Here is a 15,700-nt window from a genome sequence, read left to right as displayed (position 1 = left end):
ATCGTAGGTACAGTTATGGAGTTATTAGCAAGCGCCGGGCCATATTTGCCCCACACTTGAGAAAAGTGCCGAACGGAAGAATCAGTGGAGGTGGATGTGCTGTCGTTCGTTTTCGTAAACAGGGCGCACATTGGCAAATTCGCCGCTGATTTCAGCCACCAGTTTGACGTTTTCTGCCGGGCTCTTGTTTTTTGCGTCCGATTCAAGCTCCTGGCACAGCGCTGCCAGTCGAACAGCCCCCATATTGCTGGCGCTGCCCTTGAAGCTGTGCGCAACCTCCGAAAGAACCCTGGCATCAGCGGTCTTTTGCAGCTCATGCAAACGGCTTTCGGAATCGCTCAGGAAGGTATCCAGCAGGTCCGGATAACTGTCTTCCATCACTTCGCGCAAGGTATCGAGTACCTCGCGATCAACTTGTTTATCTGCCACTTGTTCACTCCTTGATCAAGAATTGCGCGGATTATGCCTCAACCTCCCAGAAAAACTCCACGTGGGCACTACGACCTTCGTCCGACCAACGGGCGTTGCGCCCCAATTGCCGGACCAAGCTGACACCACGCCCCGACAAACGGACACCGTCCAGCGGTCGTTCCATCACCCGTGCCACATCAAATCCCTTGCCGCTGTCATCGACACGAATGACCAGACAGCCGCCCGCGCCTTGCGGCCTGACCTGCAAATGCACACGCACATAGCCGTCCTGCAAGACCTCCAGACGCGCGTTGCGCTGTTCATAATAGCGGGCGAACCCTGCGGCATCGCGCTTGAGGCTGGAATCGAGCCCCAGCACCCCGTGCTCCAACGCATTGGAATACAACTCCGCGAGCACACTGTACAGCGCGCCGCTTTGCGTGCGCAGGCCGTGCACTTCCAACAGCAATTGCAGCAGGTAGGGCAAAGGGTTGTAACGCCTGAGCGTAGCGCCACGGAATTCGAAGCTCACCGACCAGTCCAGCGGGCTCAATTGGCCGCTGTCGGAATACATGGGCGCCGGCGGCTGAACCTGCTCAGGCTCCAGCAGACTGACCTCGACCATGCTGACATCGTCGCGAGCCTCGCCGCGAAAATCCTGCAGCGCCCGCTCGATATCCTCGAACAGCCGGTCCGGCTCACGGTTGGCGGCAAATACTTGCTGTAAACGCTCGACACCGAACAATTGATCGTTGGCATCGCTGGTGTCGATCACCCCGTCAGACAACAGAAAGACCCGATCACCAACGGCCATCGGGTGCACCTGCGTACCGTCATCAAATGCTTGCGGGCTGAGCACACCCAGTGGCAAATGCCTTGCCGTCAACGGTATGCGTTCACCGCTGGCGATCCGGTGCAGATAACCGTCCGGCATGCCGCCGTTCCACACCTCAACCGAGCACCGCTGAAAGCTCAGGGACAGCAGCGTCGCGCAGCAAAACATGTCTACCGGCAGAATGCGTTTGAGCTTGGCATTCATCTCGCGCAGGGTTTCGGACAAGCCGTAACCCTTGGCTGTCATGCCGTAAAACACCTCCGCCAACGGCATGGCCCCCACCGCAGCCGGCAAGCCGTGCCCGGTGAAATCGCCGAGCAGCACGTGCATGTCGCCCGCCGGTGTGTACGCCGCCAGCAACAAATCACCATTGAACAGCGCGTAGGGGGATTGCAGATAACGGATGTTCGGCGCACCCAAGCAACCGGAATGCGCGACTTTATCGAATACCGCTTTGGCAACACGTTGCTCATTAAGCAGGTAGTCGTGATGTTTGGCGATCAGGTCGCGCTGTTGCAACACCGTGGCCTGCAAGCGGCGCAAGCGGTCCATCGCCTTGATTTTGGCGGCAAGGATCACCTGGTTGTAGGGCTTCGCCAGAAAGTCGTCGCCGCCAGCCTCCAGACAACGGGCCAGCGCTTCACTTTCAGTCAGCGACGTAAGGAAGATGATCGGCACCAGCGTTTCCCCGGCCAGCGCCTTGATCTGCCGCGCAGCCTCGAAGCCGTCCATCACCGGCATCATCGCGTCCATCAGCACCAGACTCGGTTGCTGCTGGCGAAATATATCGACGGCTTCGGCCCCGTTGGCCGCCGTCAGTACCTCATGACCTTGGCGGCGGACGATAGTCGACAGCAGCAACCGGTCAGCGGCGCTGTCTTCGGCGATCAGGATTATCAGCGGCTCTTGCGCCTGCATGGCCGTCAACTGATATCAAAGAGCTTGTCGAAGTTGGAGATGGCGAGGATTTTGCGCACGTCGGAGTTAGAGTTGACGACGCGGATCTGCGAGTCGTCTCCGCCAGCGTGATCACGCAAAAGCAGCAGCATCCCAAGCGCGGAACTGTCCAGGTAAGTGGCGTCTTTCAGGTCGACCACGATGGACTCGGGCTTTTGATTGAGTCGCTCGTAGGACTCGCGAAACTCCTGATGACGACCGAAATCGAACCGCCCTTTGACTGAAATCGTCAGTTTGTGACCATCGGGAGAGACTTCTGTAACGACTGACATTGACTGGCTTCCTTGTCATTAACAAACGTCTACAAGGTTTAGCACTTGGTAGACGCAGGGGCAAGGTGCAACGCAGGATCAAATGTGGGAGCGAGCCTGCTCGCGAAGGCGTCGTGTCAGTCGACATTTCAGCCAACTGGCCGATTGCATTCGCGAGCAGGCTCGCTCCCACAGGGGATATCGCAGTGGTTTAAAACGGATCATGCCGTGGCAAACGCTGGGACAACTCATCCAGCAACTTCTGCTCGCGCTTGTCTTCCAGGCGTTGCGCCTCTTCGCGATACCGCTGGACCAGTTTGCGCAGGCCTTCGACCTTGGCGAACGCTTTCTGCCATTCGTCACGCGCCTTGTCGAGATTGTTCTGGTGCCAGACCAGGCTCTGGCGCTGCTGATCAACAGCCGTATCGAGTTGCGCGAGAAACCCCTGAAAGCCGAGCAACCATTGCCCGCTCACGCCAGTGCTGCCGCGCACGATCCACTGCTCGGAGTAATCCAGACGAAAGGCGTTCAGGTCGGCAAGTTTGCTTTCAGCGACCTTGACCTGACCCTGAAAGTACCCAAGGCGCTGCACGGCGGTTTTCTCGGCCTTCTCGGCCATGTCCACCACCGGCGCCAGGCGCGCGGCTCGGCTGACGGCCATAAACGGTTACCCGCCCGCCGCAGGGGCGAACAGGGTTTCGAGATACGCCTGGCTTTCGCCCATGTTGATTTTGTCGTTCAGCCCCTGACGCTGATACCTGACCAACTGCGCTTGCAGGGAAATCGCCAGGTCGGTCTCGCGGTCGCCACCGGCGACATAGGCACCGACGCTGATCAAGTCGCGACTCTGCTGATAACGCGACCACAGCTGCTTGAAATATTGCGCGCGCTGCATGTGCTCGGCCGAGACCACCGCCGGCATTACCCGGCTGATCGACGCTTCGATATCGATGGCCGGGTAGTGACCTTCCTCGGCCAGACGCCGCGACAGCACGATGTGACCGTCGAGCACGCCCCGCGCCGAGTCGGCAATCGGGTCCTGCTGGTCATCGCCTTCTGATAACACGGTGTAAAACGCGGTAATCGAACCCCCGCCCTTCTCGGCATTACCGGCGCGCTCCACCAGTTTCGGCAGTTTGGCGAATACCGACGGCGGATAACCCTTGGTCGCTGGCGGTTCGCCGATGGCCAAGGCGATTTCCCGCTGGGCCTGGGCGAAACGGGTCAGCGAATCCATCAGCAACAGGACGTTCTTGCCCTTGTCGCGAAAATACTCGGCGATACGTGTGCAGTACATCGCCGCGCGCAAACGCATCAATGGTGCGTCGTCCGCAGGCGACGCGACCACCACCGAGCGCTGGAGGCCTTCTTCACCAAGGCTGTGCTCGATGAATTCTTTCACTTCCCGACCCCGCTCACCGATCAGGCCGACGACGATAATGTCGGCCTCGGTGAAGCGAGTCATCATGCCCAGCAGCACCGATTTACCGACACCGGTACCGGCGAACAGACCCAGACGCTGGCCACGACCGACCGTCAGCAAACCGTTGATGCAACGGATGCCGACGTCCAGCGGTTCGCTGATCGGGTCACGGTTGAGCGGGTTGATCGTCGGGCCGTCCATCGGCACCCAGTCTTCGGCTTTCATGCCGCCCTTGCCATCCAGCGCACGACCGGCGCCATCGAGCACACGACCGAGCATGCTCATGCCCATCGGCAGGCGACCGGTATCGGCCAAAGGCACCACGCGGGCGCCCGGGGCAATACCGGCGACGCTGCCAACCGGCATCAGAAAGACTTTGCTGCCGGAGAAGCCCATGACTTCGGCTTCCACCTGCGAAGGATGGTAGCTGTCGTCGTTGATCACCAGGCAGCGCGTGCCCATGGCGGCGCGCAGGCCCTCGGCTTCCAGCGTGAGGCCGACCATGCGCAGCAGGCGACCTTCAAGAATTGGCGCCCCGGCAATTTCAGTAGCCTCGGTGTAAGTGCTCAGGCGCTTGGCGAAGCTGGTGCGTTCAAGGCGCATCGTCGGCGTCCGCGAGCGGCTCGTCAGTCACGGCAGCCGGTTTGACGTCTTCGGCAATGTCCAGACTCAAGTCCGCCGCCGCCGGGTGCAGGGACTGTTCGTGCAACTGATTGAACAGTTTGTCCATGACCTGCGTCACACGCGATTCAATGCTTGCATCGATGCGGCTGTGCGCCGTCTCAACCCGGCAACCGCCCGGCATCAGCGCTTCATCCTCGACAATGCGCCAGGTTTCTTCGTGACGTTCGCGCAGGGCTTTGGCCTGTTCGAAGTCCTGCGGATTGACGAACAGGCGGACATTGTCGACACCCAGCGGCAACAGCTTGAGGGCGTCGCGCATGACGTGTTCGATCTGGCTCGAATCGATGGACAGTTCGCGCTTGATCACCTGCTTGGTGATGTGCTGAACGAGATCAACCAACGATTTTTCGATCTGTGTGTCTTGCTCGGCGATGGGCTCAAACAGGTTCGCCATCAATTGCTCAAGGCTGGCCAGTTTCGCCGCCAAGGCGACTTCAGCCTCTTGGCGCACCTTCAAAGTGGTGCTGTGAAAACCTTCTTTTTCGCCGGTCGCGAAGCCTTCGTTATAAGCCTCCTGACGGATGCTTTCGAGTTCTTCCAGGGTCAGTGGCTGGACTTCTTCCAGCGGCACTTCTTCCATTTCCGGCGGTTCGGGCTCTGGCTCAGGCTCGGGTTCCGGTTTTGGCGGATCGAAGCTGGGCATCGCCCAGGACTCGAAACCGCGGACATCGCGGGCACGGATCAGATCCGTCACATCGTCGTCGTGCTTGTCCATGGGCTTAGATCATTTCCTCGCCGCCCTTGCCACCGAGCACGATTTCTCCGGCTTCGGCCATACGGCGGGCGATGGTGAGGATTTCCTTCTGCGCGGTTTCGACGTCGCTGACGCGCACCGGGCCTTTGGCCTCGAGGTCGTCGCGCAACAGTTCGGCGGCACGTTTGGACATGTTCTTGAAGATCTTCTCCTTGACGCCTTCGTCCGAACCCTTGAGGGCCAGGACCAGCACGTCGGAGGACACTTCGCGCAGCAGCGCCTGGATCCCGCGGTCGTCGACATCGGCGAGGTTGTTGAACACGAACATGAGGTCTTCGATCTGACCGGACAGGTCTTCGTCGACTTCGCGGATCGAGTCCATGAGCTGGCCTTCGATCGAGCTGTCGAGGAAGTTCATGATGTCGGCCGCACGCTTGATGCCGCCCAGGGTGGTGCGCGAGGCATTCGAGTTGCCGGAGAACTGCTTCTCGAGAATCTGGTTGAGTTCTTTCAATGCCGCCGGTTGCACGGTGTTCAACGAGGAGACGCGCAGGATGATGTCCAGACGCACCTTGTGGTCGAAGTTGCCGAGCACTTCACCCGCCTGATCGGGGTCGAGGTAGGCGACCACGATCGCTTGAATCTGCGGGTGTTCGTAACGGATCACGTCGGCAACGGCGCGCGGCTCCATCCATTTCAGGCTGTCGAGACCGCTGGTGTTGCCACCGAGCAGGATGCGGTCGATCAGGCCGTTGGCCTTGTCTTCGCCCAATGCCTGGGTGAGCATTTTGCGCACGTAGTCGTCGGAACCGACGCCCAGGCTGGTCTGGTCGCCGACGATGTCGACGAACTCGCTCATGACCTGTTCGACCTGCTCACGATGGACGTTGCCCATTTGGGCCATGGCCACACCTACACGCTGAACCTCTTTGGGGCCCATGTGGCGCAGCACTTGCGCAGCATCGGTCGAACCCAGTGACAGCAGCAGAATCGCAGCTTTGTCGACCTTGGTCAGCTTGACGGTTGCGGCTCGGTTATCACTCATCTGCGTTAATCCACTCTTTCACGACCTGAGCCACACGACCCGGATCTTCGGCCACCAGGCTCTTGATTGCATTCAGTTGCGCGTCATAACCCTCGCTCGGGCTCGGCAACAGAATGCTCTGCGGACCACCGAGGCTCACGCGGTCGTTGGACAGTTCGCCATCCAGGCCGCCCATGCCTCCGAGTTCCACGTCGCTGCCCAAACCGGCCAGCTCCTTGCCTTTGCCGCCGCCGGTAATGTTGTTGAGTACCGGACGCAGCACACCAAACACCAGCACCAGGATGAACAATACACCCAGCACTTGTTTGACGATGTCCCAGAACCAAGGCTGGGAGTAGAACGGAATTTCGGCAAACACTTCACCGCGCTCGGCGGAGAACGGCATGTTGATCACGCTGACGCTGTCGCCACGGCTGGCATCGAAGCCGACCGCGTCCTGCACCAGACGCGTAAAGCGGCCCAGTTCGTCGGCGGTCCACGGCGCGCGGGTGGTTTCACCGTTGGCCGCGTTGACCTTGACCTGATCGTCGACCACTACCGACACCGACAGGCGATTCAGGCGACCCTGCTGCTGCTTGGTGTGGCTGATGGAACGATCGAGCTCGAAGTTCTTGGTGGATTGTTGACGCTTGTCTGCAGGGTACGGCGCGAGCATCGGCTGCCCGGTGGCCGGGTCCATGATCTGCTGGCCGTTGGCGTCAACCAGCGGCTGACCTGGCTGCACCATGGCGGCCGGAGCGGCTGCACCCGCGGTGGTTTGCGGCGCCGAAGCCGGCGACGGCGGCTGGTTGCTCAAGGCACCCGGCACACCTTGCGGGCCATTGCTGGCGGTGCGTTGCTCGCTGACCGACTGCTCGCTGCGCAACGCCGGTTGATCCGGGTTGAACTGTTCGGCAGTCGACTCGACGGCGTTGAAATCGATATCGGCCGAAACCTCAGCCTTGTAGCGATCGTTGCCCAGCACCGGTTGCAGAATGTTGTGGACGCGCTGGGTCAGCATGCTTTCCATGCGGCGGCTGTAATCGAACTGCTTGCCGGCCATGGTCATTTCGGAGTTTTCCGCCTGATCAGAGAGCAGGTTGCCCTTCTGGTCGACGACGGTGATCTGCGATTTGCTCAACTCTGGTACGGAAGTCGCCACCAGATTGATGATCGCTACCACCTGACCCGGCTCCAGCGAACGACCGGAATACAGCTCGACCAGAACAGAAGCACTTGGCTTGCGCTCATCGCGAACGAATACCGAGCTCTTCGGAATCGCCAGGTGCACGCGGGCACCCTTGACGTTGTTCAGGCTGGAAATGGTTCGCGCCAGTTCACCTTCGAGGCCGCGACGGTAACGGGTCGCCTCCATGAATTGGCTGGTACCCAGACCCTGTTCCTTGTCGAGGATTTCATAACCGATGTTGCCGTCGCTGGGAGTGACACCAGCGGCTGCGAGCTTGAGCCGCGCACGGGACAAGTCATCGGCCTTGACCAGCAAGGCACCGGAGTTAGGTTCGACGTTGTAAGGGATGTCGGCGGCGGCCAGTGTTTCCATGACCTGCTTGGCGTCCAGGCCGGCAAGGCTGCCATACAACGGACGGTAATCCGGCTGCTGCGACCACAGCACCACAGCAAAGCCAATCGCCACGCTCGCAGCCAGGCCGACCAACAGGCCCACCTGACGCAGCACGGTCATCTCGGAGAGGTTTTCCAGGAAGGACAGGCCGAACAACGGCGGTTTGCCGTCTATCGGGGTGGCCTTGGCCGGAACGTTATCGGCGACTGCTTCTGCCATGACTCAATCTCGTCCTTATACCGGCATCTGCATGATGTCTTGATAAGCCTGAACCAGTTTGTTGCGCACCTGGGTCAGAGCCTGGAACGACACGCTGGCTTTTTGCGAAGCGATCATCACGTCCGTCAGATCGACGCCGCTCTTGCCCACTTCAAAGGCGTTGGCCAACTGAGTCGACGCCTGCTGGGTATTGCTGACTTTGTTGATCGCCTGACCGAGCATGTCGGAAAAGCTGCTGCCCGCCAATTCAGGGACAGCGGCAGTCGATTTCGGCGCAGACATGGCGTCTATTTTCATAGCCTTCATGTCCATCATCAATCGATTGAATTCAATACCTTGGCTCATGGTCTACTCTCTTGGGCGGCCCGCAATTTTTTGACACTCACTCGGCGGGTACACAGGTATTAGCAACAAGGGTGCCAGCTCATGGCCGGCCCTTTCAGAAAAGCGTTTTCAAACATTGCGCCAGCGATCAAGTGGCGAATAGATAACCTTCGACGTCCATCCCGGCATCGCGCATTTGCGCCAGCTTGTAGCGTAGGGTGCGCGGACTGATGCCGAGTTTTTCCGCGGCCTCCTTGCGTCGGCCGCGCTCGCTGCGCAAGGTGTCGATGATCATCTGAAACTCCCGGCGGCGCAGGTCATCGCCCAAGGCACCGGCCGAATCAGCATCGATTTCGACCTCACGAATGACCGCAGGCGTCGGCACTGACACAGGTAACGCAGCAAACATCACCGGCCCGGCCAGGCAGAAATCCTGCGGCTGAATCACGCCGCCCTGCTGCAAGATCAACGCACGCTGAATCGCGTTATCCAGCTCACGCACATTGCCCGGCCACGGGTACGCGGTCAGGCACGCTTGCGCCTCTAGCGAAAGTTTCGCCGCTGCATGCTTCATTTTATTGACGTGTTTGGTCAGCAACCGCTCAGCCAGCGGCAAGATATCGGCAGTGCGCTCGCGAAGTGGACGCCACGCCAGGGGGAAAACCGACAGACGGTAGAAAAGATCTTCACGGAAGCGCCCTGCCGCCACTTCTGCGGCCAGATCACGGTTGGTCGTGGCGACCACACGGATATCAAGGGTAATGGGCTTGCGCCCGCCGACCCGTTCGACTTCACGCTCTTGCAGCACTCGCAGCAGCTTGGCTTGCAGGCCGAGAGGCATTTCGGAAATTTCGTCGAGCAGAATGGTGCCACCATCCGCCTGCTCAAACTTGCCCGGCTGCGCAGCGATGGCGCCGGTGAACGAGCCTTTTTCGTGACCGAACAGTGTGGCTTCGAGCATGTTGTCGGGGATCGCGGCGCAATTGATTGCGATGAACGGTTGAGTGGCACGATGGGATTGCTGGTGAATGTAGCGCGCCAGCACTTCCTTGCCGGTACCGGACTCACCGGAGATCAGCACCGTGGAATCACTGCGGGCCACTCGCGCCGACAGCTCCAGAAGCTGGGCACTGGCCGGCTCAACCGCAATCGGGCCTTCGACGTCAGTTGCACCGATGCTGCCTAGCGCATGTCGCGACACCAGATCGAGCAAGGCCTTGGGCTCGAACGGCTTGACCAGATAATCCGCAGCACCCTGGCGCATCGCATCGACGGCACGCTCGACGGCGCCGTGGGCAGTCATCAGCAACACCGGCAATTGCGGCTGACGCACTCGCAGCAACGAGAGCAATTGATGACCATCCATACCGGGCATGTTCACGTCACTGATCACCAGGCTGAACGCTTCGCGCGCCACCGCCGTCAACGCTTCTTCAGCGCTGCCGACCGCGTGGTAATCATGGCCGGCCAACAGCAACGTATCAGCCAGCGCTTCGCGCAACGAACGGTCATCCTCGACCAGTAAAACCTTGATGCCCATGTCTTTTACTCAGCTCCGTGGACAGCGCAAAACAGCGGCAGGATCACCTGCGCGCACGTGCCGCGCCCGACTCGCGAGCGCAGCTGCAATTCTCCCTGATGTGCTCGCGCCACCGCTTTGACCACGGTCAGGCCCAGGCCAGTGCCGGTGACCTTCGTGGTAAAAAATGGCTCGCCGAGTCGCGCCAGCACCGCAGGCTCGATCCCGCTACCGGAATCGCTGATGCACAGACGCAGTGTGTTGTCGCGGGTGTAGCAATGCACTTTCAGGCGCACCTCGCCGGCGCTGGCCTGAATCGCGTTTTCGATCAGATTCAAAAGCGCGCCGACCAATGTGTCACGGTTGCACAGCAGCTCCCCGGCATGGCTGTCGCACTGCCAGCGAATCGGCAGATCCTGTACGTGGGTCAGGGCCGCAGCTTGCAGCGCCTGCATCAAGGCATTGGGTGTGAGGCGATCCGTCAACGGCAATTCGCCGCGAGCGAACACCAGCATGTCGCGCACCTGATGCTCCAGCTCGTGCAGGCGCTCTTTAAGACGCCCGGCGAAACGTTGCTGAGTGGCAACCGGCAACTCCTGCTCAGTCAAATGACTGGCGTAGAGCAAAGCGGCGGACAATGGCGTGCGGATCTGATGAGCCAGCGAGGCCACCATTCGCCCCAGCGAGGACAGACGTTCGTGGCGCGCCAGTTGATCTTGCAGATGACGGGTTTCTGTCAGGTCGTTGAGCAACACCAATTGCCCAGGCTCGGCATCCAGCGAACGCGTGGCAATCGACAGGCGTCGACCGTTTTTCAAGGAGATTTCGTGACCGTCGTCTTCACGCGGGGCGAAGCAGCGAGCGATGACATGGCGCCACAACTCGCCCTCCAGCGGCAGACCGAGCAAGTCGATGGCGGCAGGATTGGCTTCGCGCACGATGCCGTGACCATCAATTACGATGACGCCACCGGGTAACAGATCAAGGAGATTTTGCAGACGGTTGGCCAGACGTTCTTTTTCCGCCAGCTCCTGCATGCGCTGGGCACTGACCACGGCCAGTTCACCCTTAAGCTCGGTGACCCGCGCTTCAAGCATGCTGTAGGAGTCGGTCAGTTGGCTCGACATCTGACTGAACAGCTCGAAAGCCTGCTCAAGACCCTGGCGGCTTGCCTGCTCTACGGACGAAGGTTGCCCCTCGGGATTGGAGGCAGAGATCTGGGCGGCTTGGGGCATTGTGCTCTCTCGCTTGGCTGACCGTCAGTTAAACGGAACGTTGCGAGGGATGTAGCAATACCCGTGCCTAAAAAAAACTGCTTATAAATGAAGCAGTTGAAAAACAGGCGTCAATCCTCCGCCTGTTCGTCACCGTCGCGCCGGCTCATGCCGTACTTGCGCATCTTCTCCACGAGCGTGGTACGCCGAATGCGCAAGCGCTCTGCCGCGCGCGCCACAATACCATTGGCATCGTCCAGCGCCTGCTGAATCAGGCCCTGTTCCAGACCACCGAGGTAGTCCTTCAGGTCCAGGCCTTCCGGCGGCAACATGGCGTTGGCGGTGAAGTCCGGCGTATGACCGTTGATTGCCACGCGCTCTTCAAGATCGCTGCGCAGGCTGTCGACCAATTGCTCGTCTTCGTCGTCGACGTAGCGGAATTTCTTCGGCAACTCGACCACGCCGATCACCCCGTACGGATGCATGATCGCCATGCGCTCCACCAGGTTGGCCAGTTCGCGGACGTTGCCCGGCCAGCCGTGACGGCACAGCGACATGATTGCCGCCGAGTTGAAACGGATCGAACCGCGCTTTTCGTGTTCCATGCGCGAGATCAGTTCGTTCATCAGCAGCGGGATGTCTTCGACACGCTCGCGCAGCGGCGCCATCTCGATCGGGAACACGTTCAAGCGGTAGTAGAGATCTTCGCGGAATGTGCCGATCTCGATCATGCTTTCGAGATTCTTGTGGGTCGCGGCAATGATGCGCACGTCGACACTCTGGGTCTTGTTGCTACCCACGCGCTCGAAGGTGCGCTCTTGCAGCACGCGCAGCAGTTTGACCTGCATCGGCAGCGGCATGTCGCCAATTTCGTCGAGGAACAGCGTACCGCCGTTGGCCAGCTCAAAACGGCCGGCTCGGCTGGTGATGGCGCCAGTGAAGGCGCCCTTCTCGTGGCCGAACAGTTCGCTTTCCAGCAACTCGGCCGGGATCGCCCCGCAGTTGACGGGTACGAATGGCCCGTCGCGGCGCTTGGAGTGGTAATGCAGGTTGCGCGCGACCACTTCCTTGCCGGTGCCCGACTCGCCGAGGATCAGCACGCTGGCATCGGTGTCGGCCACTTGCTGCATCATCTGACGCACGTGCTGAATTGCCCGGCTGGTGCCGACGAGGCTGCGAAACAGATTGGGTTCGCGATGACGGCCACGCTCGCGGGCCTGGTCGTACATCTCGCGATAGACCTGGGCACGGTGCAGAGAGTCGAGCAATTTGCTGTAGCTGGGCGGCATTTCGAGGGTCGAAAGTACTCGGCGACGCTGGTCTTCAGGCAAGTCGATGGAAGAATTATCGCCCATTAACAAAACCGGAAGGAACTCATCCCAGGTTGAGAGTGTCTTTAGCAAGCCCAAAAGCGCGCCAGGAGCATTTACAGTCCCGATCAGTACGCAAATGACCTCACGACTAGACGACAAAGAGCCGACTGCCTGCTGCCAGTCATGGCTGCCGCAGGGTAAATTTTCTTCGCCGAGAAAATTTAGAATCACCGCCAGGTCGCGGCGGCGAACGCTATCGTCATCGATCAGCAGAATTTTGGTTTCACGCCACATGCAATAGCAACTTCCCTAGTCAACTCAATGCCCGAAAAATGGGGCAAGCGACACGCTTGCAGGACACCATGTGCCTGTAGACGCCTGAAATCTGAAAACAGCCACTAGTTAAGTCAAAAAACCGTGCACAGTCAAATTTATGGCGCACATGCCTGGATTAACTGGAGGTTAATTAGCCAAACAGATGGTAAACCTTTGCCGCCTTCTGCGCTTGGGTGATCTGCGACATCTCGTTGGCTATCGCCTGCCGCTCCCCCATGGCCACCTCAAGAAGCTCCTTGTAGACATGGAGCAACTCCTCAAGGTTATCGCGCAACGCGACCTCGTCCATCGAAGCCTCACTCAAGACGTCTTCCATGCAGGAACGGCAAGCCAGATCCAACTCGCCAATGGCTTCCCAATTGCGCTCGGCCAAGGCACTGACCAATGCTTCACGGGTATCGGCAATTCGCTGCAATACAAGACTCATGGTGATCTCCTTAGAACTGGGGGCCTGATGGAGCGATGCCGTCCCAGCCTTCTTTTACGGTGCGCAGCAGGCCGGCAACTTCGTCGAGAATCTGCGGATCACTCTTGACGTTGGCTTCGGCAAGTCGCTTCATCATGTAGATGTAAAGCTGGTTGAGCTCACCCACCGAATCGGCACTATTTTCCAGATCCAGGCCTTCACACAAGCCGCCGATAATGCCAACGGCCTTGCTGATGGCCGTGCATTTGGCAGAAATGTCCTTGCGCTCGATGGCGCCTTTGGCCTGAGCGATGCGCTCCAGGCCGCCTTCCATCAGCATTTGCACCAGACGGTGCGGACTCGCTTCGGACGTCTGCGCATGCGCGCCGACTTTCTGATATTGCCGAAGGGCTAACATTGGGTTCATGTTCTACCTCATTGCCACAATGACTCGTATAACCAGTGTATCGCCAACGAGTCACAGAACTTTAGATCAATAAGACAAAAACCCGGCACACGCCGATAAAGCGTAGCCGGGTTTTTGTCGTGCTTGCCTGTTACTTCGCGGATTGCTGAGCGTTCAGCGTACTAAAGAATGACGTGATGTTGCTGGCTGTGGCCTTCATCTGCCCTACCAGCAAGTCCATGGCATTGTACTTGGCAGTCAACACCTTGGTCAGGTTGGCGACACGCAAGTCCAGCGCCAGTTGCTGGTTGGTCAGGTTGCGTGTGTTCTTGGTGAGAATCGCCATGCGCTGATCAAGCAAACCGGTGCCGAGCTTATCGTCCGCTGGCGGCTTGAGGTACGGGTCCACCGCTTTGCTCATACGCGCCAACAGACCATTGGTGTCGTCGGTGCCGGAGAACAATTGTTGAACCTCGCCAGTCATGCCTGGCTGGGCCATGGTTTTGGTGAACGCGCTGGTATCAAACGTCAGGTTACCGGTGTTGCGGTCGGTCATCACACCCAGCTGGGACAGCACGGCCAGCGGACCACCAGCACCCGGCGCCGTCAACTCGGCACGAACGCTGGCAATCAGCGAACGCGGCATCGCATCGCCAGTGAAAGCCGCTTGTACGGTCAGCTTGCCATCTTCGTCCGGCGTCGCCTTGGACAAGGTGTCGATGGTAGTTTTCAACGTGTTGTAAGCGTCGACAAACGACTGAATCGAGGCCTGCAGACCCTTGGTGTTGGCATCCACGCCGATAACAGTCGGGGTGCCCGCCGCTGGCGCGCCAGCGCTGACCGTTGTCAGATTCAGCGTCAGACCACTGATTGCACCGGTCACCGTATTGCTCTTGCTGCTGACCTGAAGACCGTCGATGGTCAGCTTGGCATCTTGTGCAACGCCGTTGACGGCGCCCGCAGCACCTGCCGCAGGACTAGTCCCCAGCGGCTTGGTGCCATCAATTTCCAGACCGGCAATACCGCTGACGGTGAGGTCGGAACCTTCGCCGGTCTTGTTCGAACTGATCACCAGACGCGAAGCACCGGTGCTGTCGGTCACAATGTTGGCGGAGATGCCGTTGGCGCCCTGAGCCTTGTTGATGGCGTCACGGGTGGTCTGCAAGGTGGCATTGGCCGGGATGTCCACATTGTAATCAGTGCCATTTTGACTGATTTTCAGGGTACCAGTCGGAATGGCACTGGCGGCGCCGCCGGCAAAAGAGGCACTGGCGACTTTCGAGCCGGTGGCCAGCTGATTCACGACAACACTGTAATTACCCGAAACCGCGGTGCTATCGGCGGTGGCGTTCAAAACGGCGGTATTGGCCGAAGTCGCGGTGAAGCCGGCAAATGCAGGATTGGTCTTGCTGCCCAGATTGGTCATTGCCGTCTGGAACGCGGTCAGCGCGCTCTTCAACGAACCGATACCGGAAATCTTCAGCGTGTTGGCTTTGGTCGCGGTATCGATTTGCGTCTGCTTTGGTGCCTTGTCGGCGTTGACCAGCGCAGTAACGATCGCCCCGATGTCCAGGCCGGAACCCAGTCCGGAACCCGGTAGAATTGGACTTGCCATGTGCATCTCCCTTCAGATTGTTGCCATTCTTTTGACCGTTACACGCATCTTGAGAACGTACAAACATTATTCATGCCAGCTATCAGGCCTTGGCGTCGAACAACACATGACTTGCGTTGGCGAGGCTGTCTGCCAGCTTGAGGGCTTCTGCGGAGGGAATCTGTCGAACGATTTCACCCGTCTCGCTTGCGATCACCTTGACGATGACCTTCCCGGAATGCTCATCGATGGAGAACTCCAGATTGCGCTTGATCGATTGAACAAACTTCTCGATCTCCTGCACTGCCAGTTTCAACTTGGCATCGTCCGTATCCTGACTCTTGGCAGCGACCGGAGCTTCAGCCTTGGTAACTTCAGGCCTCTCTGACGGTTTGTCAGCAACCGGCGTTACTGGCTTGGGAGCCGGATAAGACAGGTTAAGCTTCACGCTCATGTCCATGCTCATCACCTCCTGACGTAAAAAGGCGAGAGAGCACGACTAGCGCAC

Annotated in this window: 16 protein-coding genes; all 16 read right to left on the bottom strand. The window is 59.3% G+C overall.

All coding sequences use genetic code 11. The features are described 5' to 3' along the window. Positions 1-81: 81 nt before the first annotated feature. The 16 genes from H8B20_RS02285 to H8B20_RS02210 all read right to left on the bottom strand — a co-directional run bounded on the left by H8B20_RS02285 (position 82) and on the right by H8B20_RS02210 (position 15,652). A complete protein-coding gene (locus H8B20_RS02285) occupies positions 82-429 on the bottom strand; it encodes an Hpt domain-containing protein (RefSeq protein WP_042558224.1) in 348 nt (115 codons plus the stop codon). A gap of 31 nt (positions 430-460) precedes the next feature. Continuing rightward, a complete protein-coding gene (locus H8B20_RS02280; RefSeq protein WP_210622241.1) occupies positions 461-2,164 on the bottom strand; it encodes an ATP-binding SpoIIE family protein phosphatase in 1,704 nt (567 codons plus the stop codon). A 5-nt stretch (positions 2,165-2,169) separates the two neighbouring features. Next, positions 2,170-2,475, bottom strand: a complete 306-nt coding sequence (locus H8B20_RS02275) for an STAS domain-containing protein (RefSeq protein ID WP_042558223.1) — start codon at positions 2,473-2,475, stop codon at positions 2,170-2,172. A gap of 190 nt (positions 2,476-2,665) precedes the next feature. After that, positions 2,666-3,115 (bottom strand): flagellar export protein FliJ, encoded by a 450-nt coding sequence (fliJ, locus tag H8B20_RS02270; RefSeq protein ID WP_042558222.1) that lies wholly within the window; start codon positions 3,113-3,115, stop codon positions 2,666-2,668. A gap of 6 nt (positions 3,116-3,121) precedes the next feature. After that, positions 3,122-4,480 carry a flagellar protein export ATPase FliI gene (gene fliI / locus H8B20_RS02265; protein WP_210622240.1) on the bottom strand — a complete coding sequence of 453 codons (1,359 nt, stop codon included), beginning with the start codon at positions 4,478-4,480 and terminating at the stop codon, positions 3,122-3,124. Continuing rightward, positions 4,470-5,276, bottom strand: coding sequence for a flagellar assembly protein FliH (gene fliH, locus H8B20_RS02260; protein WP_210622239.1), 807 nt, complete (start codon positions 5,274-5,276; stop codon positions 4,470-4,472). Before fliH ends, fliI begins: the two co-directional genes overlap by 11 nt. Positions 5,277-5,280: 4 nt before the next feature. After that, positions 5,281-6,300: a flagellar motor switch protein FliG gene (gene fliG / locus H8B20_RS02255; protein WP_016771079.1), complete on the bottom strand. Its 1,020-nt coding sequence runs from the start codon at positions 6,298-6,300 to the stop codon at positions 5,281-5,283. Continuing rightward, positions 6,293-8,080 (bottom strand): flagellar basal-body MS-ring/collar protein FliF, encoded by a 1,788-nt coding sequence (gene fliF, locus H8B20_RS02250; RefSeq protein WP_047300263.1) that lies wholly within the window; start codon positions 8,078-8,080, stop codon positions 6,293-6,295. The genes fliG and fliF overlap by 8 nt, the downstream gene beginning before the upstream one ends. A gap of 15 nt (positions 8,081-8,095) precedes the next feature. After that, positions 8,096-8,425 (bottom strand): flagellar hook-basal body complex protein FliE, encoded by a 330-nt coding sequence (gene fliE, locus H8B20_RS02245; RefSeq protein WP_042558218.1) that lies wholly within the window; start codon positions 8,423-8,425, stop codon positions 8,096-8,098. A 127-nt stretch (positions 8,426-8,552) separates the two neighbouring features. Beyond that, on the bottom strand, positions 8,553-9,944 hold the full coding sequence (locus H8B20_RS02240; RefSeq protein WP_210622238.1) for a sigma-54-dependent transcriptional regulator: 1,392 nt from the start codon (positions 9,942-9,944) through the stop codon (positions 8,553-8,555). A 5-nt stretch (positions 9,945-9,949) separates the two neighbouring features. Continuing rightward, positions 9,950-11,158 carry a sensor histidine kinase gene (locus tag H8B20_RS02235; protein ID WP_042558216.1) on the bottom strand — a complete coding sequence of 403 codons (1,209 nt, stop codon included), beginning with the start codon at positions 11,156-11,158 and terminating at the stop codon, positions 9,950-9,952. A 110-nt stretch (positions 11,159-11,268) separates the two neighbouring features. After that, the gene (locus H8B20_RS02230) at positions 11,269-12,744 is read right to left on the bottom strand and encodes a sigma-54 dependent transcriptional regulator (protein ID WP_042558215.1); all 1,476 of its coding nucleotides are present in this window, start codon (positions 12,742-12,744) and stop codon (positions 11,269-11,271) included. Positions 12,745-12,916: 172 nt separating this feature from the next. Beyond that, positions 12,917-13,213, bottom strand: coding sequence for a flagellar protein FliT (gene fliT, locus H8B20_RS02225; RefSeq protein ID WP_042558214.1), 297 nt, complete (start codon positions 13,211-13,213; stop codon positions 12,917-12,919). 10 nt (positions 13,214-13,223) lie between these two features. After that, positions 13,224-13,619 carry a flagellar export chaperone FliS gene (fliS, locus tag H8B20_RS02220; protein WP_150594259.1) on the bottom strand — a complete coding sequence of 132 codons (396 nt, stop codon included), beginning with the start codon at positions 13,617-13,619 and terminating at the stop codon, positions 13,224-13,226. 130 nt (positions 13,620-13,749) lie between these two features. After that, the gene (gene fliD / locus H8B20_RS02215; protein WP_210622237.1) at positions 13,750-15,213 is read right to left on the bottom strand and encodes a flagellar filament capping protein FliD; all 1,464 of its coding nucleotides are present in this window, start codon (positions 15,211-15,213) and stop codon (positions 13,750-13,752) included. Positions 15,214-15,295: 82 nt separating this feature from the next. Further along, entirely contained in the window at positions 15,296-15,652 is a 357-nt protein-coding gene (locus tag H8B20_RS02210) for a flagellar protein FlaG (RefSeq protein WP_150594261.1), read from the bottom strand. Positions 15,653-15,700 lie beyond the last annotated feature (48 nt).

Origin of the sequence: Pseudomonas sp. P42 (assembly GCF_017973755.1) — a bacterium.
In the GTDB taxonomy this organism is placed as follows: Bacteria; Pseudomonadota; Gammaproteobacteria; order Pseudomonadales; family Pseudomonadaceae; genus Aquipseudomonas; species Aquipseudomonas iridis.
Note: the sequence above shows the minus strand (reverse complement) of the source record. Positions and strands in the feature narration are given on the sequence as shown.

Excerpts from the sequence above, each read along its gene's own strand:
- H8B20_RS02275 (WP_042558223.1), bottom strand. The coding sequence starts at position 2,475 with ATGTCAGTCGTTACAGAAGTCTCTCCCGATGGTCACAAACTGACGATT.
- fliE (WP_042558218.1), bottom strand. The coding sequence starts at position 8,425 with ATGAGCCAAGGTATTGAATTCAATCGATTGATGATGGACATGAAGGCT.
- fliF (WP_047300263.1), bottom strand. The coding sequence starts at position 8,080 with ATGGCAGAAGCAGTCGCCGATAACGTTCCGGCCAAGGCCACCCCGATA.
- fliS (WP_150594259.1), bottom strand. The coding sequence starts at position 13,619 with ATGAACCCAATGTTAGCCCTTCGGCAATATCAGAAAGTCGGCGCGCAT.
- fliJ (WP_042558222.1), bottom strand. The coding sequence starts at position 3,115 with ATGGCCGTCAGCCGAGCCGCGCGCCTGGCGCCGGTGGTGGACATGGCC.
- fliT (WP_042558214.1), bottom strand. The coding sequence starts at position 13,213 with ATGAGTCTTGTATTGCAGCGAATTGCCGATACCCGTGAAGCATTGGTC.
- H8B20_RS02210 (WP_150594261.1), bottom strand. The coding sequence starts at position 15,652 with ATGGACATGAGCGTGAAGCTTAACCTGTCTTATCCGGCTCCCAAGCCA.
- fliD (WP_210622237.1), bottom strand. The coding sequence starts at position 15,213 with ATGGCAAGTCCAATTCTACCGGGTTCCGGACTGGGTTCCGGCCTGGAC.
- fliG (WP_016771079.1), bottom strand. The coding sequence starts at position 6,300 with ATGAGTGATAACCGAGCCGCAACCGTCAAGCTGACCAAGGTCGACAAA.
- fliH (WP_210622239.1), bottom strand. The coding sequence starts at position 5,276 with ATGGACAAGCACGACGACGATGTGACGGATCTGATCCGTGCCCGCGAT.
- H8B20_RS02230 (WP_042558215.1), bottom strand. The coding sequence starts at position 12,744 with ATGTGGCGTGAAACCAAAATTCTGCTGATCGATGACGATAGCGTTCGC.
- H8B20_RS02240 (WP_210622238.1), bottom strand. The coding sequence starts at position 9,944 with ATGGGCATCAAGGTTTTACTGGTCGAGGATGACCGTTCGTTGCGCGAA.
- fliI (WP_210622240.1), bottom strand. The coding sequence starts at position 4,480 with ATGCGCCTTGAACGCACCAGCTTCGCCAAGCGCCTGAGCACTTACACC.
- H8B20_RS02235 (WP_042558216.1), bottom strand. The coding sequence starts at position 11,158 with ATGCCCCAAGCCGCCCAGATCTCTGCCTCCAATCCCGAGGGGCAACCT.
- H8B20_RS02280 (WP_210622241.1), bottom strand. The coding sequence starts at position 2,164 with ATGCAGGCGCAAGAGCCGCTGATAATCCTGATCGCCGAAGACAGCGCC.